This is a genomic window from Halosolutus sp. DAT137, from assembly GCF_059736405.1.
This window is the reverse complement of the sequence record NZ_JCAQID010000007.1, coordinates 155,639-174,944: the sequence shown is the minus strand read 5'-3', so window position 1 is coordinate 174,944 and position 19,306 is coordinate 155,639. Positions and strand designations below refer to the sequence as shown.

18 protein-coding genes and 1 tRNA gene are annotated in these 19,306 nt (G+C 64.1%); 9 read left to right on the top strand and 10 right to left on the bottom strand.

Translation table 11 applies throughout. The features are described 5' to 3' along the window. Window positions 1-57 precede the first annotated feature (57 nt). Window positions 58-1,704, bottom strand: a complete 1,647-nt coding sequence (locus tag AC6I6L_RS10475) for a GMC family oxidoreductase (protein WP_497917704.1) — start codon at window positions 1,702-1,704, stop codon at window positions 58-60. Beyond that, window positions 1,701-2,228: a gluconate 2-dehydrogenase subunit 3 family protein gene (locus tag AC6I6L_RS10470; RefSeq protein WP_497917703.1), complete on the bottom strand. Its 528-nt coding sequence runs from the start codon at window positions 2,226-2,228 to the stop codon at window positions 1,701-1,703. The genes AC6I6L_RS10475 and AC6I6L_RS10470 overlap by 4 nt, the downstream gene beginning before the upstream one ends. Window positions 2,229-2,404: 176 nt before the next feature. Here AC6I6L_RS10470 and AC6I6L_RS10465 point away from each other — a divergent pair, with 176 nt between their 5' ends. After that, a complete protein-coding gene (locus AC6I6L_RS10465) occupies window positions 2,405-4,030 on the top strand; it encodes an ABC transporter permease (RefSeq protein ID WP_497917702.1) in 1,626 nt (541 codons plus the stop codon). Between the two features lie 25 nt (window positions 4,031-4,055). Here the strand turns inward: AC6I6L_RS10465 and AC6I6L_RS10460 are convergent, their stop codons facing one another. From AC6I6L_RS10460 to AC6I6L_RS10435, 6 genes are all read right to left on the bottom strand, one after another. Then, entirely contained in the window at window positions 4,056-4,796 is a 741-nt protein-coding gene (locus AC6I6L_RS10460; RefSeq protein ID WP_497917701.1) for an SOS response-associated peptidase, read from the bottom strand. Window positions 4,797-5,384: 588 nt separating this feature from the next. Further along, window positions 5,385-5,465, bottom strand: a tRNA-Ser gene (locus tag AC6I6L_RS10455). Window positions 5,466-5,492: 27 nt separating this feature from the next. Beyond that, entirely contained in the window at window positions 5,493-5,849 is a 357-nt protein-coding gene (locus AC6I6L_RS10450) for a DUF7981 family protein (RefSeq protein ID WP_497917700.1), read from the bottom strand. 6 nt (window positions 5,850-5,855) lie between these two features. After that, window positions 5,856-6,236 (bottom strand): Rid family detoxifying hydrolase, encoded by a 381-nt coding sequence (locus AC6I6L_RS10445; RefSeq protein ID WP_497917699.1) that lies wholly within the window; start codon window positions 6,234-6,236, stop codon window positions 5,856-5,858. Window positions 6,237-6,319: 83 nt separating this feature from the next. Then, complete coding sequence (gene ilvA, locus AC6I6L_RS10440; RefSeq protein ID WP_497917698.1) at window positions 6,320-7,531, bottom strand: threonine ammonia-lyase; 1,212 nt, start codon at window positions 7,529-7,531, stop codon at window positions 6,320-6,322. A 267-nt stretch (window positions 7,532-7,798) separates the two neighbouring features. Next, complete coding sequence (locus tag AC6I6L_RS10435) at window positions 7,799-8,254, bottom strand: gamma-glutamylcyclotransferase family protein (protein WP_497917697.1); 456 nt, start codon at window positions 8,252-8,254, stop codon at window positions 7,799-7,801. A gap of 65 nt (window positions 8,255-8,319) precedes the next feature. On the opposite strand from AC6I6L_RS10435, the gene AC6I6L_RS10430 reads away from it, so the two are divergent. The 8 genes from AC6I6L_RS10430 to AC6I6L_RS10395 all read left to right on the top strand — a co-directional run bounded on the left by AC6I6L_RS10430 (window position 8,320) and on the right by AC6I6L_RS10395 (window position 17,378). Continuing rightward, window positions 8,320-9,396, top strand: a complete 1,077-nt coding sequence (locus tag AC6I6L_RS10430; RefSeq protein ID WP_497917696.1) for a DUF7490 domain-containing protein — start codon at window positions 8,320-8,322, stop codon at window positions 9,394-9,396. Continuing rightward, on the top strand, window positions 9,389-9,880 hold the full coding sequence (locus AC6I6L_RS10425; protein WP_497917695.1) for a DUF8060 family membrane protein: 492 nt from the start codon (window positions 9,389-9,391) through the stop codon (window positions 9,878-9,880). Before AC6I6L_RS10430 ends, AC6I6L_RS10425 begins: the two co-directional genes overlap by 8 nt. 285 nt (window positions 9,881-10,165) lie before the next feature. After that, window positions 10,166-10,447: a DUF3311 domain-containing protein gene (locus tag AC6I6L_RS10420; RefSeq protein WP_497917694.1), complete on the top strand. Its 282-nt coding sequence runs from the start codon at window positions 10,166-10,168 to the stop codon at window positions 10,445-10,447. Further along, window positions 10,444-11,913, top strand: coding sequence for a sodium:solute symporter family protein (locus tag AC6I6L_RS10415; protein WP_497917693.1), 1,470 nt, complete (start codon window positions 10,444-10,446; stop codon window positions 11,911-11,913). The genes AC6I6L_RS10420 and AC6I6L_RS10415 overlap by 4 nt, the downstream gene beginning before the upstream one ends. 184 nt (window positions 11,914-12,097) lie before the next feature. Continuing rightward, window positions 12,098-12,721: a DUF6517 family protein gene (locus tag AC6I6L_RS10410; RefSeq protein WP_497917692.1), complete on the top strand. Its 624-nt coding sequence runs from the start codon at window positions 12,098-12,100 to the stop codon at window positions 12,719-12,721. Window positions 12,722-12,998: 277 nt separating this feature from the next. Further along, window positions 12,999-15,572, top strand: coding sequence for a bacterio-opsin activator domain-containing protein (locus AC6I6L_RS10405; protein ID WP_497917691.1), 2,574 nt, complete (start codon window positions 12,999-13,001; stop codon window positions 15,570-15,572). 499 nt (window positions 15,573-16,071) lie between these two features. After that, the gene (locus AC6I6L_RS10400; RefSeq protein WP_497917690.1) at window positions 16,072-16,335 is read left to right on the top strand and encodes a hypothetical protein; all 264 of its coding nucleotides are present in this window, start codon (window positions 16,072-16,074) and stop codon (window positions 16,333-16,335) included. Between the two features lie 125 nt (window positions 16,336-16,460). Further along, window positions 16,461-17,378: an HFX_2341 family transcriptional regulator gene (locus AC6I6L_RS10395; RefSeq protein WP_497917689.1), complete on the top strand. Its 918-nt coding sequence runs from the start codon at window positions 16,461-16,463 to the stop codon at window positions 17,376-17,378. Between the two features lie 26 nt (window positions 17,379-17,404). On the opposite strand, the gene AC6I6L_RS10390 is transcribed toward AC6I6L_RS10395, so the two are convergent. Further along, window positions 17,405-18,181, bottom strand: a complete 777-nt coding sequence (locus AC6I6L_RS10390) for a sensor domain-containing protein (RefSeq protein WP_497917688.1) — start codon at window positions 18,179-18,181, stop codon at window positions 17,405-17,407. A 223-nt stretch (window positions 18,182-18,404) separates the two neighbouring features. Further along, the gene (locus AC6I6L_RS10385; protein ID WP_497917687.1) at window positions 18,405-19,298 is read right to left on the bottom strand and encodes a DUF4097 family beta strand repeat-containing protein; all 894 of its coding nucleotides are present in this window, start codon (window positions 19,296-19,298) and stop codon (window positions 18,405-18,407) included. Window positions 19,299-19,306: the final 8 nt, after the last annotated feature.

The window sequence follows — 19,306 nt, the reverse complement described above, 5'->3', positions numbered from 1 at the left end:
TGCCGGTACTCTCTGCCCGTCGCACTTATATTTTTAGGTTTGCCTAAAACAAACGGATCAGGGTGCGTCGAGCACGCTATCAGCCGCATACAGTGCGAGCGCGGCGATCGTCAGGGTCGGATTCATCGCGCCGCCCGTCGGGAAAACGCTGCTCGAGGCGATCCAGCAGTTCTCGAGGTCGTGAGTCCGGAGTGTTGGATCGACGACGCTCTCGTCGGGATTCGTCCCCATCCTGGTCGTTCCCATGTGGTGGTAGGCCGGGCCGGTATTGTCGGGGCCTACCTGCCAGGTGATCTCGGTGCCGAGTTCGTCGAGGATCCGCTCCTGGATCTCGTTCGCCCGCTCGATCGTCCGCAGCGCCCGATCGCCGACGGTCCAGTGAACGTCCGGGACGGGGTTGCCGCGGTCGTCCGTCCGATCGGGATCGAGCGCGACGTAATTGTCTTCGCTTGGGAGTTGCTCGACCAGCGCACCCATGCCGACGTGGCTGCCGTACTCTCCGCGAATCCGTTCGAGGAGGTCGTTACCCCAGTCGTCGCCGGTAAGCGCCATGCCGACCGGCGAGGGGCCGGCGTAGTTGAAGAACTCGAGTTTGAACGGGCCGGTTTCCGCGTCGGCGTCGTCGTAGAACTGGTGACTCTCGCTGGTGAGAAAGCCGACGTGGTTCTGTCGCGTCGGTTCGTCGAGGACGCCGCCCATCCCCGCGAACAGGTGATCCATGAAGAAGTTCCCGACGAGACCGTTCGAGTTGGCCAGCCCGTCGGGGTACTGCCGCGAGTCCGAGAGCAACAGGAGGCGCGGCGTCTCGACGCCGCCACAGGCGAGCACGAAATTCTCGGCTTCCTGGCGGTATTCGTCGTCGTCCGGGGTCGCGTAGACGGCCGCTTCGATCGAGTCGGCGTCGTGGTCGAGAAACTGGACGGGAGCGCGATCGATCACCGTCGCGCCGCGTTCTTCGGCTCGATCGACGTGAACGGTCGCGTCGTACTTCGCGCCGGAGGGACAGACCGGCTGGCAGGTCCCGTAGCCGACGCAGGCGCTCCGATCGTCGTACGCCTCCGAATTACGCGCGTTGGGCACCGAGTGCATCGCGATCTCCAGTTCGTCACAGGCCTCGGCAAACAGCGAGTCGCTGTAGGAGGGCGGAAAGGCGGCCATCGGGTGTGGCCTATCGCGCGGCGGCGCGAAGGGGTTGTCGTCGGCCCCGGCGACGCCGAGTTCCCGCTCCGCCTCGGCGTAGTACGGCCGGAGGTCGTCGTACTCGATCGGCCAGTCGACGCCGACGCCGCGCTCGCTCCGGGAGTTGAAATCGGCCTCGTGGAGGCGCATCACCATCCCCTGCCAGTGGAGCGTCGACCCGCCGATGCCCTTTACGCGGGCGTGGTTCAACGGATAGAACCACTCGCCGCTGGCCGAATGGGCGTCCCGCTCCGGGTCGCCGTCCCAGACCGCCGGGCGATCGTAAGCGGGTCTGATCGCCCGCTCCTGTCTCGCGCGTCTGTCGTCGAAGTCGAACCGCGGCCCTGCCTCCAGGATCACCACTTCGCGACCGGCCGCGGCCAGCCGGTTGGCTACCAGGCCGCCGGCCGGCCCGGCCCCGATCACGCAGACGTCCGCGTCCTCGACCGGGGTTCGATCGCCCTCCTCGTGGTCGCCCGTGTCTCCGCTACTCGCGCTCTCGGCTGGCGGCCACTCGCCACTCACGATTCCGGCCCCCGCTGGTAGGTGTCGATCCCGCCGGCGTGACCTTGCGGGTTTTCGATACCGACCAGTTCGCCCCCCGTCGGTGACGCGTACAGCGCGAGTAGCAGTTCGTTGACGACGAAGTAACGCACTCGTTCCGCGGTCGTTCCGTCGGGATCCTCGTCGGCCGTATCCGAGCCGACCTCGCGCAACAGCGAGTCGCGATCTGCGACCGAGAGGGCCGCGACGCCATCGCCGTACCACTCCGCTGACAGCCGTTCGAGGTCGGCAACCGTCTCGTGCACTCCGGCGGCGTGATCGGAATCGTCCAGCCGCCCCTCGAGAAACGTCTCGACGAACGGCTCGATTCCGGACACCTCGTCCGGATAGATGACTTCGGCGGCGGCGGCGAGCGTCTCGTACACCTGCTCGTCGTCGCCCGCGGCGTCCGACGACCGATCGTATCGCTGGAGCCCAACCACGGCCGCGCCGCCCGCACCGAGCGCACCCAGCGCGGCGACCGCGTCTCGCCTTGTCAACTCCATGCTGCGGATTAGGTAAACCTAAAACTTATACTCGTTGGAACGAGATCGTCAGAACGGAGCCCAGGCGGCGAGACGGCGATTACGAAACCGATCACGACTGCGGCCCCGACGAGGATTGAGAGACGAACCGATCGACATTTCCCGGGCATGGCTCAAAAATCACTACCTCGAGACCTATGAAATCGCTTGCTCCGCTCCGGCGGTTCGACATGGCCGACGAGGTGCCGATCGGACTCGCGCTGTTGGCCGGCGCGATCGCTGCGAGTATGGTCGTCCCCCTGACGTGGCTCGTCTTCGAGGCGACGCAAGTGAACCCCGCTCGCGCGCGAAACATGTTCGTTCGCCCGGAGACGGTGGAGATCGTCGGTAACAGTCTCCTGTTGATGGTGGCTGTGACCGCCTTTTCTGTGCTACTCGGCGTCCCGCTGGCGTGGCTAACCGTCCAGACCGACCTCCCGTTTCGACGCTTCTGGTCGATCGTCGTCGCGTTGCCGCTCGTGGTACCGAGCTACATCGGGGCGTTCTCGTTCGTCTCGGCGTTCGGTCCGCGCGGGGAGTTCCAGACGATCCTCCGGCCGCTCGGTATCGAACAGTTACCCGAAATCTACGGTCTCCACGGGACGACACTGGTGATCACGCTCTACACCTACCCTTACGTCTACCTCACGACTCGCGCAGCCCTGTTGTCGTTCGACACCACGCTCCTCGACGCCGCGCGAACGCTCAATCACGGCAAATGGGACGCGTTCCGCCGGATAACGCTCCCCCAGGTCCGCCCGGCGATCGTCGCCGGGGCCCTGCTCGCAGCGCTCTACAGCGTTTCCGATTTCGGAACCCCGGCGATCATGCAGTTCCCGGTGTTCACCCGACAGATCTACGTCGAGTACAACGCCGGCGGCCCGGACTACGCGGCGTTTCTGTCCCTGCAGTTGCTCGCGCTCGTACTGGTTGTCCTGGCGCTCGAATGGTGGGTTCGCCCCGATCGGACGATTTCGGGCAGCGGCTCTGACCGATCGAACGACCCCGTCGTCTCCCTCGGCGTCTGGCGGTGGCCGGCGACGGCGCTCCCCGCGGGGATTACGACGTTGGCGCTCGCCGTCCCGGTCTGGATCCTCGGAACGTGGATCGTCACCGCCGACCCGTACGCCCGAACGTCGCTGGCGTTCGAGTTCAGCTACGCGGCGAACTCGCTGCTGGTCGCCTCGGCGGCCGCGATCGTCGCCGTTCTCGCCGCGTTGCCGGTCGCGTACTTCGCGGCCAAATACGAGTCACCGCTGGCACTCGTCTTCGAGCGGGCGACGTACGTCGGGTTCGCCGTGCCGGGGATCGTCCTCGGACTCGCGCTCGTTTACTTCGCGACGGGCTACGAATCGCTCGACCTCTCGTACGCTCCCACGCTCTACCAGACGCTCCCACTGCTCGTGTTCGCGTACGTCGTTCGCTTCATGCCCCAGGCCGTCGGCTCGATTCGGACCACGACGCTCCAGGTCGATCCGCAACTGGTCGAGGCCGCACGGACGCTCGGTGAGACGCCGGTTCGGACCTTCCGGAAAATCACACTCCCGCTCGTCACGCCGGGCGTCACCGCCGGTGCCGCGCTCGTCTTCCTGACGACGATGAAAGAACTTCCGGCCACCCTGATTCTCCGCCCGACCGGGTTCGATACGCTCGTGACGATAATCTGGCGCGCCCAGGAGGCCGCCTACTTCCAGTACACCGCGATTCCGGCGTTCATCCTGCTCGCCGTCTCCGCGCTCTCGATGCTCGTGTTGCTCTCACAGGGCGGTCGCGAGGGACTGTAAGCGTCGACGGCCGCCTTCCGTCCCGTCACTCGATCGGTTCGATCACCGATGGCTCGTCCACGGACGGATTCCCGACGGCCGTCGAGACCGGATACGCACGCATTTCGTCCGACGGGTGCGGCTCGAGAAGGCCGCGGGGATCCGACGCGGTCAGCCACTCTCGCTCGCGGTCGCGCGGCAAAATCGCCGCCATCCGGTGGTGGAGATCCGCGATCAGGTCGTTTGGCTCGGTGGTGGCGATCGTAAACGTCTCGAGTGGCCCGCCCGCGTCCGCGTCGTCGAGACCGCCACCGAAGGCGTCCAGTCCGGTCTGGGTCGTTTCGGGTTCCCAGCGCTCCCACAATCCGGCCATCGCGAACGTGCGCTCGTCCTCGAAGGCGACGCGGTAGGGTTGCTTTCGCCCGTCGTCTCGCCGGTCGGCCGTCGATCGTTCTCCGTCGCTGTCTCCCTCGCCCTGCTCGACCCACTCGTAAAACCCGTCGGCCGGGACGAGACACCGGCGTCGTTCGTACGCCGCCCGGAAACTCGGCTTCTCGTCGATCGTCTCCGATCGGGCGTTGATCAAGCCGCCGCTGTCGTCGTCAGCCCATGGGGGGACCAGCCCCCACTCGAAGTGCTGGAGAACGTCCGGTTCGTCCCCGGTAATCACGGGTAGCTTCTGTCCCGGTGCCATGTTGTACCGCGGGCGGAACGACTCCGGGACCGCGACGCCGAAGCGGTCTTCGAGGTCCTCCCGCTCGACGACCAGGGTGTACCGGCCACACATACGCACAGATACGGGCGGCCGACACTAAGCGCTGTTCGTTCCGGTCCCGTTTCGGGCCGGGCCAAGACATCCCCCGCGGCAGGCCACGCGGTACGCGGTGACTACCCCGCCGTTCGCTCCGGGTAGGACCCTCGTTACCATACCCGATCGAGTCCCAGTTCTCGACGGGGTCAGGATGACCGATCGATTCGAATTCGTGGTGTGTCAAAACGGAACGCTGGAGCTACGGGACCCGGATCGACCGGAACGGTGGATCACGACCGATACGCCCGCCGAGATCGAACGGTAGCAGCGGGGTCAGCGGCAGTTGCCGGTTCTGTCGATCGTTGCCACTCGAGAGTGTTCTCGTTGCAAAATACGCCTCACGGCTTTACCGTTTGCCCATTCTGAGGAGCGAGCGAAGTAAGGTCCTCGCGACGCCAGGACTGGGATTTGAACAGGTGCGAGACGTTCCGGGGTGCTCACCTCACGTCGTTCGGTTGCGCTCCCGGGGCTGCGACTCGCGTGTTCAAATCCCGCTTCTTGCGCTCCGTGATTCCGGTTTGCTCGCTCCGCTACGCGGCGCTCGTGGATGTGGAATCACAGAAGCGCCAGGACTGGGATTTGAACCCAGAATCCCAAAGGGAACACGCTTTCCAGGCGTGCGCCTTACCGTTCGGCCATCCTGGCTCACCTGTTCCTAACCACGTCCGTCGTTTAACTCTTACTTTTACCGTCGCCGTCGTGTGACTCGGTTTCACCCGACGCGCGACGTGCCGCCCACGCGACGATGCGATATTCGAGCAGATAGGCACCGATCGCGGCCCCAAGGCCGACGAGGGCGGCAATCGCAGCCCCCTGGACGATCGTTACCAGCGGTTCGACGAGCAGGGTGTAGCCCTGGATGAGGACGAGAACAGCGAGCGCACCGACGACGCCCCACAGGATCGCGGATTTTCTGCGACGCGTGCGGAACTCGGCGTCCGGCGAATCCGCCGTCCTCGACGTCGTTCGTGCCTCCGGTGACGGCGACTCGTTCGCGTCCGAATCGCCGCTGGAACGATCGCTGCTCACGCGCGGTCACTCGATCGAGACGACGGCTTCGATTTCGACGCCGACCCCCTTCGGGAGGGCGGCGACTTCGACGGCGCTTCTGGCCGGCGGTTCGTCGTCGAAGTAGTTCGCGTAGGCCCGGTTCATCGCCTCGAAGTCGTCGATGTCGTCGAGGAAGACGGTTACTTTGAGGATATCTTCGGAACTCGCGCCCGCTTCATCGAGGATCGCGTCGAGGTTGTACAGCGCCTGCTCGGTCTGGAGGTCGATCGATTCGTCGGCCAGCACCTCCCCGTCGGTAGTGAGGGGGATCTGGCCGGCGGTAAACAGGAGCGAGCCGTTGGTGGTCGCCTGGCTGTACGCGCCGACCGCGGCGGGCGCGTCCTCGGTTTCGATAATCCGTTTCATACCTCTGTCCTTTGTCTGTCGGGTCTTAAATGGGTGCGCTGATTCGGGCGTCTCTACTCCCCCTTACGGCCCGTCATCTCACGCTATACCAGCACGTCGACGGCGTATCCCGCGTCCCGGAGATCCGCCAGAAAGGCGTCGACGTGGTCGGGCCCGCGCATCTCGAGATCGATCTCGACTTCGGTGTCGCTCATCTCGACGCCTCGCGAGGTGCGATCGTGGTGGATCGCGTAGATGTTCGCGCGGTGGGCGGTGAAGATCTCGAGGAGGTCTTCGAGCGCCCCCGGTTGGTCTTTCAGAACAGTCCTGATCTTGAGGTATCGCCCCGTCTCGACCAGTCCGCGGACGATCACGTTGGTGAGCGTGTTGAGGTCGATGTTCCCGCCACAGAGGGCCGTGACGATCGTCTCTCCCTCGTCGTAGGCGAATTTCTCGAAAAGGACGGCGGCCAGCGGGACCGCGCCCGCCCCTTCGACGAGGGTTTTCGATCGCTCGAGTAAGTAGACCAGCGCGACCGCGATCTCCGGGTCCGAGACGGTGACGACCTCGTCGACGTACTGCTGAATGTAGGGAAACGTCTCCTCACCGACGCTGCGAGTCGCAATGCCGTCCGCGATCGTATCCACGCCGTCGAGCGAGATCCGCTTTCCTTTCTCGAGAGACGTGGCGGCGCTCGAGGCCCCCTCGGCCTGGACGCCGATAACGCGGGTCTCGGGCTTTTGTTCTTTGATCGCGGTGGCGATTCCGCTGATGAGGCCGCCGCCGCCGATCGGGACGACCACGGTCTCGACCTCGGGACAGTCCTCGAGAATTTCGAGACCGATCGTTCCCTGACCGGCCATCACCGCCTCGTCGTCGAATGCGTGGACGTAGGTTCGCCCCTCGTCGCGTTCGATCTTGTGGGCGCGCTCGGCGGCTTCGTTGTAATCCGCCCCGTCGAGGACGACCTCGGCACCGTAGTTTCGCGTCGCCTTGACTTTCGAGATCGGCGCGTGTTCGGGCATCACAATTTTCGCGTCGACGCCGCTTCTGGTCGCCGCAAGCGCGACACCCTGAGCGTGATTGCCCGCGCTCGCGGTGACGACGCCCGCGTCTTTCTGCGCTTCCGAAAGCGTCGCGATCCGGTTCGTCGCGCCGCGAATCTTGAACGCTCCCGTTCGCTGGAAGTTCTCCAGTTTCAGGTGGACCTCGGCACTCGTCATGGCGGAGTAGGTGTGAGACCGTTCCAGTGGCGTGTGTCGAGACGTTTCGCGAACCCGATCGCGCGCCTCGAGAATCGCCGGGAGTTCGAGCATACCCTCGACTATTCGGCTGGACATCTAAGAGTTGTTGTCGGGGTGCCAGCCGGCACGGCTGGCCTGACAGGCCTCTGCCCATCGCTTCCCCCCAACGTCGATGTGTTGTGCGGCACAACACGACAGGGAATACAGGGAATGCACGGCGCGTGACGTGCGACTGTAGAGGGGGGCTGAGGCATTATAAATGTCATGGGCCCGGACCGGAAGTGAAATCGCAAGACTCCGGCGGGGTAAATCCTTCGTCTGACGCTAGACTGACGGCCGTCATTCGGTACGTTTTACCACGGCCGCAGCCAGCGAAAGATAGGTCCGAACGCGGTCTGCCAGCGGTCCGTCGCCGGGCCACTGGTCCTCGACGCCCAGTCGGTCCGGATCCCCGACGTACGCCCAGACCGACCCCGACTCCTCGACTTGCGGATCGACGAACGGGACCGCGACGCGGACGTACAGCCCCCGGTCGACGCCCTCGTAGCGATCGAGCCGATCGAGACCGGACTCGTCGACGGCCAGCAGTCGTCCGTCGACGCTCTCGCCGGGGGCGAGCGTCGGATACTGGCCCTCGACGCGGCCCAACCCGTCGAGCGTCGCCGTACCCGCAAACTCCCACGTCGGTTCCCCGTCGCCGACGGGACCGTCTCTGGCCCCGAGGACGCGCTCGGCCTGTTCGGAATCCGTCAGCGTCCCGTACACGAAAACGTCCGTGCTCGAGCGCCGTGCCATCCGTTCGATCGCGTGTTCGGCACGAGGACACAAAACACTTATAGGACTGATTCAGTGCCAGTGACATGAATCGCGAGTCTGCCCTGCTGGTCGCCGCGCTCGTGGTCGCGGTCGCGGCACTCACCTCCCTCGCCCTCTCCGGTGCGGTCAGCGATCCCAGCGAACCCGACACGGGTGCTGCGATCGATCGGGCCGGAAGTGCATCGCTGCTGGAAGTGACGATCGCCGCCGCCGAGGTTTCGGGCGAAACTGCCACGCTCGATGTGGACACGTACCTCCAGCACGAAGGCGAACCGGTCGACAACGTCACCGTCGTCCACCGAACGCGAACCGTCGACACCGACCTCCTCGTCGAGACGACCAAACGCGAGGTCGGAACTCTCGAGGATGAATCCGAAACGGTCGTCTCCGGAACGGTCGACGTTCCGCGGGACGGACCCCACCGGATCGAGACGATCGTCTATACGGACGGAAAGCGCTCCGAAACGGTGACTCACCGCGTTTCCGGCGTCGAATCGCTGACGCCGGCCTACGCCGACACCGGCCTCGAGTTCCACCGCTACACCGGCGCGCTCGCGGACGTCCCCGCGATCCAGTACTCCGTCGAGTCGACGACCGAGGACAGCGTCGGACTCGAGGTCGAGAGCTACCTGACGAACGCGGGCGACGAGGTCGCTGAGGAACTCGAACTCGAACTGAAAGTCCGGCAGGCCGACTCGAACATCGTCGCCGACTCGGTGACGGTCGATCTCGACGCCGTCGATCCCGGCGACACGATCGCGCCGACGGCCGATCTCGAGGTGCCCGACGAGTACGCCTACCACCTCGACGGCATCCTCTGGCTCGACGGCACGATCGTCGCGACCGATCGGGCGATCGCCGACCTCCGACCGAACGCGACGGAGGGCGACGACCTCGACACGGGAGCGTTCCACGACGACGCCGAGGACGAACTCGACGCAGTCGAGGAGGATTCGGAGACGGCAGAAGCCGCGGAGTCCGACGATGCGGCCAAACGGGACGTGACGCGCGACGACGCCGAGGAGGACAGCGGCGACGGAACGCCCGGATTCGGCAGCGCCGTCGCCGCCGTGGCACTGCTCGCAACCATCGCGCTCGCACGGAGGTCAATCGATGAGTAACACCGACCCGACGATCGATTCCGACGACGAACAACGCGCTGACCAATCGCAACCCGCCTCGGATGGCGAATCCGAGACCGGCCAACAACGACTTGCCTCGGACGGCAAATCCGAGACCGACCACCAACGATCCGAACCGAACGCCGACTCCGTCCCCGAACAATCCCGTGCGACGGCGGCTGGCGAGACGGGTGTCGATCAGACTCGATCCGACACCAGCGATCAGACTCGATCAGACGCCGGGATCGATCTCCAGTCCTCTCCCGTCCGGCGCTATCTCGCCTGGGCTGCACTCGGGGTTTGTTCGGTTCTCGCGCTGTTCGCGCTGGTCCAGTTCTACGGCAGCGTCACCGCCGCGATCGATCTCTGGGTCGAACCCAGACACCAGCCGCTGATGCGGGCCGCGTTCAATCTCGTCGTGTTGCTCGCCTCGCTCGTCGGTGTCTCGCTGATGACTCGGGAACTGAGCGATAGGAGCCACTGATACGGAGTAGTGTCCGTAGTTACCGCCGAACGGCGAACCGTCTTGGCCAACCGGCGGTAATCGATGACACTACTCCGTATGACTCTTGGCTCCGTCTACGCTACTTGAGTCCGGCGACTCGAGCGAACGCTTCCGAAACGAGTACTCACGCCAACCCCCGATCACGCTCGCTTTTCGAAGGATCAGTGAGGACTGCACTCCCCGTGTTCGTCCCTGTTCGGGCGGATCCACAGTGGGTCGTTGACAAACGGAAACGATTACCGACCCCAGTTCTGAATGCGATGCATGCGTCGTCTCGAACTGTGGGGCTGGATCGGAACCGGGATCGTCCTCTGTGCGTTGGCGATCCCGTGGTTTCTCTGGGGAGACGGGACGATCGTCGCTGGCCTGCCGCTGTGGCTCTGGTGGCACGTCGGCTGGATGGTGCTCGCGTCGATCGTCTTCTGGCTGTTTGCCCAGCGGGCGTGGGGGATCGGAATCGAATCGAGCGAACACGGAGCGTCGGGAAATTCGGCGGTGGCCGATCGCGAGCCGGGCCGGGCCACGAACGGGGGTGAGTCGCGGTGACGCTCGCGCTCCAACTAGGTATCATCGTCGGCTACTTGCTACTGGCGCTCGCCGTCGGCCTGGTCGCCTATCGAGTGACCGATCGCACGGCGGAGGACTTCTATCTCGCCAGCCGAACGCTCGGAACGGTCGTCCTGCTGTTTACGACGTTTGCAACGCTGCTGTCCGCGTTTACGTTCTTTGCCGGTCCGAACATCGCCTACCATCAGGGCCCAGAGTGGATTCTCGTGATGGGACTGATGGACGGGATCATCTTCGCGATCCTCTGGTACGCCATCGGGTATAAGCAATGGTTGCTTGGTCGCCAGTACGGGTTCGTTACCATGGGCGAGATGCTCGGCGATCGATTCGCCTCGAGACGGCTTCGCGGACTCGTCGCCGGCGTGAGTTTGCTCTGGCTCTTTCCGTACGTGATGCTCCAGCAGGTCGGGGCCGGGACGGCGTTGCAGGCGCTCACGGAGGGGGCCGTCCCCTACGCCGTCGGCGCTGGTCTGATTACGGCCTTTATGATCCTTTACGTGGTCGTCGCCGGAATGCGCGGGATCGCCTGGACCGATACGCTCCAGGGCGCGTTCATGCTCGTCACGACGTGGGTGGCGACGATCTGGGTGCTCGCGGTCGTCGGCGGCCCCGGAGTGGCGACGGGGGCACTCGAAGCCGAGGCGGCGACCCACCTCGCGCTCGGCAGCGATCACTACTCGCCGCAGTGGATGCTCTCGACGGCGATTGTCATCGGTTTCGGCGTCGCGATGTTCCCGCAGGTAAACCAGCGCTTTTTCGTCGCGGGGTCGAAGACGGTGCTCAAGCGATCGTTCGCCCTCTGGCCGATCCTCTGCGTGTTGCTGTTCGTCCCCGCGTTCATGCTCGGCGCGTGGGCCCGCGGGCTGGAGGTCGCGGTTCCGGAGGGGGGCAACGTCCTCCCCGCGGTGCTCGGTGAGTTCACGCCGGTCTGGTTCGCGGCGCTCGTTATCGCCGGCGCGATGGCCGCGATGATGTCCTCCTCTGACTCGATGTTGCTCTCGGGATCGTCCTATTTCACCCGCGACCTCTATCGCCCGTTCGTCGCCGCCGACCTCTCGGATACGCGCGAGGACCGCCTCGCCCGCATCGGCGTCGTCGTCTTCGCGACCGCCGCCTTCGGCGCGAGCCTCGTGAACCCGGCGACGTTGTTCGAACTCGGCGACGCGGCCTTTAGCGGCTTCGCACAACTCGCATTGCCCGTCATGGTCGCCCTCTACTGGCGACGGACGACCCAGGCAGGGATCACGGCCGGCATTCTCCTCAGCCAGGTGTTTTACCTCTCGAGTCTCTTCTTTGCCGCCGTTCCGAGTGCGTACTTCGGATGGACCGCCGGGATCGTCGGCATGCTCCTCGGATTGGTCGTTACCGTCGGCGTCTCGCTGGTCACCGCCCCCGCGGCCGACGAACGCCCAGCGATCTACTTCGATGGACTGAGTGCGGACTGATACGAATCGCTGTCGCGTTTTACTGGCGATCGCTCGAACGGGGTCGCGATCGGATCACGCCCCGGCCGCTCGAGTGGTTCGATCTCGGTGGGTTCCCGGACGGAGCCGATCTCGAGCGAGACTGCGCTCGTCGGAGGATCCGTCACCGCCACACCGAAAGGGATCGGCGGCGTAGGCACTCGCCATGACGACCCCGCTGCCGGCGTCGCTGGCCGAGGACTGGCACCCCGCCGGCACCAGAACCGGAACGACGAGGGTGTTGTTCGCGACGATCACCGCCGAAACGACGCTGTACGAACCCGTCGACGCGGCGGCGGCGCTCGCGGAGATCGGCGCGACCGAGATTCCGATTCGATCGCTGTTCGCGGTTGACCTCACTTTCTCGCCGCCGTTGTCCGCACTGGGAGTGACGCCCGCTGGCGTCTTCTCGATGGCAGCACCGAACGCGAAACGGCAGTTCGTCGGCACGCTCGAGGAGGCGGATCTCGTCGTCGAGGGGACGCGGGAAACCCACGCCTTCGAGGCGCAAAACGGCATCGAAGGCAAGTGGTACGTCCTCGACGTCTCCTATCCGATCGCAGCCGAGGTGGCTCCGGACGGCCCCGATCGGCTCTCGGCCGAAACGCACGTCGCCGTTTGGCCTACGAAAGCGAGCTACGGTCTCGCCGGGGGGACGGTCCCGCTCGAGGTTCCGGCGGCCGTCGCACGGTCGATCGATGCCGAGATCGATATCGATCCAGCGACCGACCGCGAGCGAATCGCCGAACTGGTCCGGTCGATCGATCTTGATGCGACCGACGACGACTGATTGGGCGACCCTCGCACTGATCGAGCGGATTCCGCGGGGTGAACCGCCTCAGGCTTGACCCCGAGGCACTCGGCCCGCTCCGACTGTAGATGACTCCGTGACCGTCGCGGAGCCTTAGAGACCTCACCGGAGCCTTAGAGACCTCACCGGAGCCTTAGAGACCTCACCGGAGCCTTAGAGACCTCACCGGAGCGGTGCCGACGGAGACGAACAGCCACGTGGCAGCAAAACGTGATTACCCGGTAAGCTTATCCGGAAGCGACGGATCCGGAAAATAATGACAGCAAAGAGACGGTGGCCGGTGGAGGCGGTCGCCACCTGTCGGGGACCGGGGGCATCGGCGGGCCAATCGCCATCGCATTCTGATATCGCATCCTTCGAACTCGATTCCCAGTGCACCTTCATCAGCGTCACCGACGGGTTCGTCGCGGTTACCGAGTACGAACGCGATCGACTCCTCGGCGAGCACATCTCGCTCGTCTATCCCGAACCGGCCGTCGATCGCGTCAGGACGCTTGTCCGGACGCTAACGGAAACTGCCTCCACCGCGACTCCCGACGACGAAAGTACGCGCAGCGACGATCTCGAACCGCTCGATACACGGGGAACCACACCGCGCGTCACGGTCGATCTTCCCCTTCGAACGGAAACCGGAACGGTCCACTACACGCATCAGTTGCGATCGTGTCCGTGTGAAACCGACGCAGACGGAATCATCGTCACGGCCCACCAAATCGGTCCCGGGACTGGAATCGATCATCTCGCGGTATCGACGACCGACACGGCATCCACGGGTGCAAGCGAGCACTCCACGGAGACGCAGCCACGGGAGACCGCATCGGACGATGACACAGGAGCCAACACCACACCGAACGACGATCCGGAAACCGGCACCACACCGAACGACGATCCGGAAACCGGCACCATACCGAACGACGACCCGGATACGGTTTCCGCCGCGGTCGATCGGCTCGAAGACGGATTCTACGCGCTCGATGCGGACCTGGAGTACACTTACGTCAACGATCGGGCTCACGAACTCCTCGGTCTCGACGAGTCGACGATCGCGACCGGCGACGATGCGGTGCTCTTTCAATCCGCTCACGAACGCGCGATGGAGATGCAACGACCGATCACCGTCGAAGAGTATTACGCCCCGATCGACGGCTGGCTCGAGGCGCGGCTGTTTCCCGACGAAACCGGGCTAACCGTTCAGGTTCGCGATCGGACCCCGTGGAAGGCCCGTGAGGAGCGTCTCGAATCGGGAAATCAGCGATACAGGGCAATCTTCGAGCGTGCACACGACGCGATTCTGCTCGGCAACGAAGATGGGGTCGTCGCCGCAAACCCTGCTGCGTGCGACCTGTTAGACGGCGGCGGGACGGAGCTTCGAGACCGGCCACTCTCCGAGTTCGTCTACGGGACAGACCACCGCAACGAGGACTGGGAGACGTTTCTCGAGAAGGGGGACGTTCGCGGGACGTTTTCGGTAGCACATCCCGACGGAGACGACCGTCTCGTCGAGTGCAACGCCGTCGCCGATGTCCTTCCGGGGATCCATCTCTCGATTCTTCGGGACGTGACGACGGCACGAAATCGGGAGCGAACACTCGAGGCGCAGCGTGAACGACTGACCGCGATCGACCACGTCCATGACGCGGTCCGCGAACTCACCGACGCGATCGCCACCGGGTCATCGCGCGACGAACTCGAGATGATCGTCTGCGAGTTACTTGCCGAATCTTCGTCCTACGAGTTTGCCTTTATCGCCGGGATCGATCCGACCGAGGAGACGGTTCTTCACCGCGTCGAGGCGGGGGTCGACGACTACGTCGACTCGATTCCGCTCTCGACGGATCCCGACGACGAGGCCGGTCGAGGGCCGTTCGGGCAGGCGGCCCGGACACAGGAACTTCAGGTATCGAGTGACGTGTTTTCTGACCCGGACTTCGAGCCATGGCAGGACGACGCCCGCGAACACGGCTACCGGGCGGCCGCCGCCGTTCCCATCACCCACGACGGGGCTCTGTACGGCGTCCTCGGCATCACGAGCGCCCGCGATCGGGCCTTTGCCGACGAAGAACGGCCGGTCATCGGGCAACTCGGCAAGATTCTCGGGCACGCGATCGACGCGATCGAACGAAAACAGGTCCTGCTCGGCGAGTCGGTGATCGAACTCGAACTGGTCGTCGACGACGCGATGGCGATTTTCGACGGGCCGGAGATGACAGACCAGTCGGTCTGGTTCGATCGCGTCGTCCGGATCGACGACGAGCGGTTCCTCGAGTACGGTACCACGGCGACGGAGACGGTTCCGACCGTCGAGCGACTCGTCGACGCCGTCCCCCACTGGGACGACTTCACGGTTCTCAACGAATCGATGGGCGAAGTCCGGTTCGAGATCGCGATCACGTCGCCGCCGCTGTTCTCGACGATCGACGAGTACGGCGGCTACGTCGAATCGGCAGCGATCCACGACGGAGACTACATCACGAGACTTCACTTTCCACAGGACACCGATGTGAGAGCCGTGACGGACGCGATCGCAGACATCTATTCCAGCGTCCGAACTGTCGCGCGCCGACAGGTCAGCCCCGACCACGAGTCGATCGGCCAGATCCAATCGCACCTGGCTCGCAAGCTCACGGATCGTCAGCGGACCGCCCTGGAAACGGCCTACTACGCCGGCTACTTCGAGTGGCCCCGCGACAGTTCCGGCGAGGAGATCGCGGCGACGCTCGACATCTCGCCGGCGACGTTTCACGAACACCTCCGGACCGCCCAACACAAACTGGTCGAAGTGATCGTCGAGGAACCGGACACGACGCGATCGAGAACGGGAGAGGACTGACCGTCCCAGCGGCGGCGGAATCGATCGAATCCGACGACTGTCTATCCGGACCGGCCAGATCCATCTGTATAGGTGGCCTTCGATAGATAAATCAACGTATTTTGTCCCATTCATCCACATTATATTGCCTTCTCTCCCATATTGTCCTCACAGTAAGCCTTAATACCGAAGGAATGTACAATACTGGTGTAGTGGTGATCGAAAATAGAAACAGACCTCACCCAGAACGACCATACCGACACCCCCTGTGGCTGTGATTTGTGGTAGGCGCCGGTTGGCGTCTGCCGTGCTTTTCCCTTGACCGCGGGATCGTGGCACCATCCCGCCGTCGCTTCGTTCGAACATCCCGAGAGGCTTCTCGCAACGGTCGATTCTCCTCGGTGAATTAGCCGTGAAGTACATCTGCGTATCGAGCGACGCTACGTACAAATCCGCTGAACACGACGTACTTACGTCAATACCGAGTAATATTTACAACCGACCGACCACGTCAGACTGTATGCCCTCCACCACACCCTTCGTTGACCCGGCTACGGGAGAGTTGAATACGAGTCAGATTCTTGCGGAAGCGATTCCACTCGGCAAGCTCATCGCCTTGTTCGTCGCACTGAGCGTCGTTCCGTTCGGTCTCGTCTTTCTGACATTGGGGAATTCGATTGTAGGTGCAGTACTGGTGGTGATCGCACAGTTCATCCTTGCAGTCGGAACCGGTATCGCACTCATGTACGTCGTTGCTCGTGGGATGCAGTTGTCGGGTCGGTGAACGCACCGTACTGACTACTCGTCGGATAGCTGACTAGCGGGTATAAAAACGATTCGCTAACACCCGCTCCGGTTTCGGTAGCGACTGAAAGTTGGATATTTAATCGTCCTCGCTAACTACCACGTATGCACACTCACATCGTGCCGGTCGGCTTCGACTACGACCGGCTGATCGCGCCGCTAGTCCGCGATCAACTCGATGTCGACAGCGTGATTCTTCTGGAGGGTGCAGTCGGCAGCGAGGCGAACGTCGAGTACTCACAGCACCTCTCGCGGAAACTCGAAACGGACTTTCAGAACTTACTCGGTGCCGACACCGAGCGGTTCGTCCTCGAAGACGTCTACGACTACGACGAGGCGTTCGAGCAGGCCTACAACCTGATCACGGCCGAACTCGATCGCGGTAACGAGGTCTGGGTCAACGTCGCCGCGATGCCCCGGACGGTCAGTTTCGCGTTCGCGACGGCCGCGAACTCGCTGATGGTCGAACGCGAGGACGAACGCGAGCAGATCCACACCTACTACACCGCCCCGGAAAAGTATCTCGAAACGGAACTCGCCGAGGAACTGCGCGAGCAGATCACGCTACTCGAGGACATCCAAAAAGAGTCGATCGCGGACGATCAGTCGCTCAACGATGACCGAATCGACGCGCGACTCGAGAGTGCCGAACAGTTGCTCTCGGAGTTCGACGAACGCGGGACGACGATCGGCGCGAAGGAAATCGACGGCAGTCACATCGTCGAACTCCCCGTCACCTCCTTCTCGAACGTCAAACCCTTCGAGGAACTCATCCTGTTCAAACTCGGTGAGGACGGTGAGTTCGACTCCGTCTCCGAACTGGCCGAGTCGCTGGCCCGCGAGCTAAACGAGGAGTACACCGACAGCTTCCGCTCGAAAGTGATCTACAACGTCGATCGACTCGGTCCCGGCGGAAAGGGGTACATCGAACGCGAGGAACACGGCAAATCGTATCGAACGCGGCTCTCCCGGATCGGGGAACTCTGGGTGCGAGCGCACTCGGACGGCGATACGGAGGCGTAGGTTGTTGCCGCGTTGCGTCTACGCGATCACCGATCGCGCTCGATAAGGACCGCGATCGGGTCGTAGCTTTGCCCGAGCATCACGCCCGCAAAGCGTCCCCAGAGCCGCGCGATCGCGTTCAGGACGTGCAACGTCAAAAACACGAGGAGGCCCCCGACGAGCGCAACGGCGATCGCCTGTGGCAGTGTCGTAATCCGCCAGAAGCCGATCGTGATCACGGTCTCGAAGCCGACCAGCAAGTAGTTCCAGCCGACGTACAGCGTCGGATGAAACTCCGGTGCGCGATCGGAGATGACGCCGACGTACAGGCCGGGCAGGTCGTAGTAGAACGGCACCAGCAGCATGCTCATCGCCGTCGACGTGCTGGTGACGAAGACGACGAACGAGGCGATCCCGAGGACGAACTTTACCGGGAGGTAAATCAGTGCCGTCCACGTCTTGGGATCGGTCAGGAGCGATCGAAGCTGTGCCAGCCCTCCATCACCCTCGAGGGCGGTTCGGGCCTCGATGTCGACGCCGAGCAGTCGCGTGGTCAGCCAGCGCTCGAACCCCGCGAGGCCGAGACCGATCGCAAACGTGATCGCGAGCGCGACGATCCCGACGAGCAAGATCGCCAGTCCGAGCCCGACCGACACGCCGACCGTGACGAACACGAAGTATCCGATCCCGAGCGGAAATGCGAGCAACAAGTACACGAGATTCAGGTACGTCTGGCGATCGAGGACGACCCCGAAAAACCACCTGAGACGGCGGCCGAGTCGGCCGAGTCGATCGTCGGCAGCCGCCGTGGCAGGTCGTGACATTCCACTCACAACTGTCCCTCGTGAACGAATAAAACGTTCGCCTCGCGCCGGCGAACAGCCGACGAGACCACGACCCCGACCGCCACGCCACGACGCAGTCGGTTATCGACGCCAGTACCGAGACGAACAGCCGTCGAGACCACGAACCCGACTGCCACGGCGACGATCGACACGACCACAGACGGCCGTGCCAGCGTCCCCGTCGGTTGTGCGGCCGTGATACTCATTCGAGCGTCGTGAGCGCGATCCGGCCGGTACTCGTCTCGAATCGAAGCGTCGGGCCGCCGTCCCCGAGCGTTCCCGTGACGCGGTCGGCTTCGATCGTCGCGTCGTCGAGCGGAAGATCACCGACGTCGACCCGACCGGTGTTCGTGCTGACGCGGAGGTCGGCGTCGAGGTCGGGATTGACGGCGGCGCTAATCCGACCCGTCGACGCCGAAACGGTCGTCTCGCCGTCGATCGCCGGAACGTCGAGTTCGATTCGACCGGTCGTCGTGGACACGTCACCGATCCGGCCTACGTTCCGAATCTGTACGCGGCCGGTCGTCGTTTCGGCGGTGACTCGATCGCTGACGTCGGTGACCTCGACCCGGCCGGTCGTCGTCTCGGTGGTGACCGACCCGGAAACGCCCGCGACGTCGAGGCGGCCAGTCGTCGCTGACGCGGTCAGCCCACCCTCGGTTTCGACGTTCCGAATCGTGATCCGCCCCGTGCTGGTCGCGACCCGATCGAGCGCCAGGGTCGACGGAATCGTGACGTCGAGATTCATCGCGGGGCGACTGGTGAACCAGCCGTCGCTGCCCGTCCAGACCGAACGGAACTCGAGGCGCTCGCCGGTTCGATCGGTCTGGAACTCGAGATCGTCGAGGTCGGCACGGACGGAACTGGATTGCTTGGTGATGTCGACGCGCACGTCGTCGCGATCGTCTCCGGTTACCGTCACGTCACCGACTTCGCCCTGTATCGCAAGCGATTCCGCGCCGGACGGGTCGATCGTCTCGCTCTCTTCGAGTCGGCGGCCGACGAACGGAGTCGAGGCGGCACAGCCGGCAAGCGAGAGAAGTCCGGCGGTTGCCCCGCCGCCGAGCAGTCGGCGTCTGGTAATGTCCGTGGTCATACACTGTC

Bases quoted from the DNA above. Each gene is read 5' to 3' on its own strand.
- AC6I6L_RS10470 (WP_497917703.1), bottom strand. From the start codon at position 2,228: ATGGAGTTGACAAGGCGAGACGCGGTCGCCGCGCTGGGTGCGCTCGGT.
- AC6I6L_RS10465 (WP_497917702.1), top strand. From the start codon at position 2,405: ATGAAATCGCTTGCTCCGCTCCGGCGGTTCGACATGGCCGACGAGGTG.
- AC6I6L_RS10460 (WP_497917701.1), bottom strand. From the start codon at position 4,796: ATGTGTGGCCGGTACACCCTGGTCGTCGAGCGGGAGGACCTCGAAGAC.
- AC6I6L_RS10445 (WP_497917699.1), bottom strand. From the start codon at position 6,236: ATGAAACGGATTATCGAAACCGAGGACGCGCCCGCCGCGGTCGGCGCG.
- ilvA (WP_497917698.1), bottom strand. From the start codon at position 7,531: ATGCTCGAACTCCCGGCGATTCTCGAGGCGCGCGATCGGGTTCGCGAA.
- AC6I6L_RS10435 (WP_497917697.1), bottom strand. From the start codon at position 8,254: ATGGCACGGCGCTCGAGCACGGACGTTTTCGTGTACGGGACGCTGACG.
- AC6I6L_RS10430 (WP_497917696.1), top strand. From the start codon at position 8,320: ATGAATCGCGAGTCTGCCCTGCTGGTCGCCGCGCTCGTGGTCGCGGTC.
- AC6I6L_RS10425 (WP_497917695.1), top strand. From the start codon at position 9,389: ATGAGTAACACCGACCCGACGATCGATTCCGACGACGAACAACGCGCT.
- AC6I6L_RS10420 (WP_497917694.1), top strand. From the start codon at position 10,166: ATGCGTCGTCTCGAACTGTGGGGCTGGATCGGAACCGGGATCGTCCTC.
- AC6I6L_RS10410 (WP_497917692.1), top strand. From the start codon at position 12,098: ATGACGACCCCGCTGCCGGCGTCGCTGGCCGAGGACTGGCACCCCGCC.
- AC6I6L_RS10405 (WP_497917691.1), top strand. From the start codon at position 12,999: ATGACAGCAAAGAGACGGTGGCCGGTGGAGGCGGTCGCCACCTGTCGG.
- AC6I6L_RS10400 (WP_497917690.1), top strand. From the start codon at position 16,072: ATGCCCTCCACCACACCCTTCGTTGACCCGGCTACGGGAGAGTTGAAT.
- AC6I6L_RS10395 (WP_497917689.1), top strand. From the start codon at position 16,461: ATGCACACTCACATCGTGCCGGTCGGCTTCGACTACGACCGGCTGATC.
- AC6I6L_RS10390 (WP_497917688.1), bottom strand. From the start codon at position 18,181: ATGTCACGACCTGCCACGGCGGCTGCCGACGATCGACTCGGCCGACTC.
- AC6I6L_RS10385 (WP_497917687.1), bottom strand. From the start codon at position 19,298: ATGACCACGGACATTACCAGACGCCGACTGCTCGGCGGCGGGGCAACC.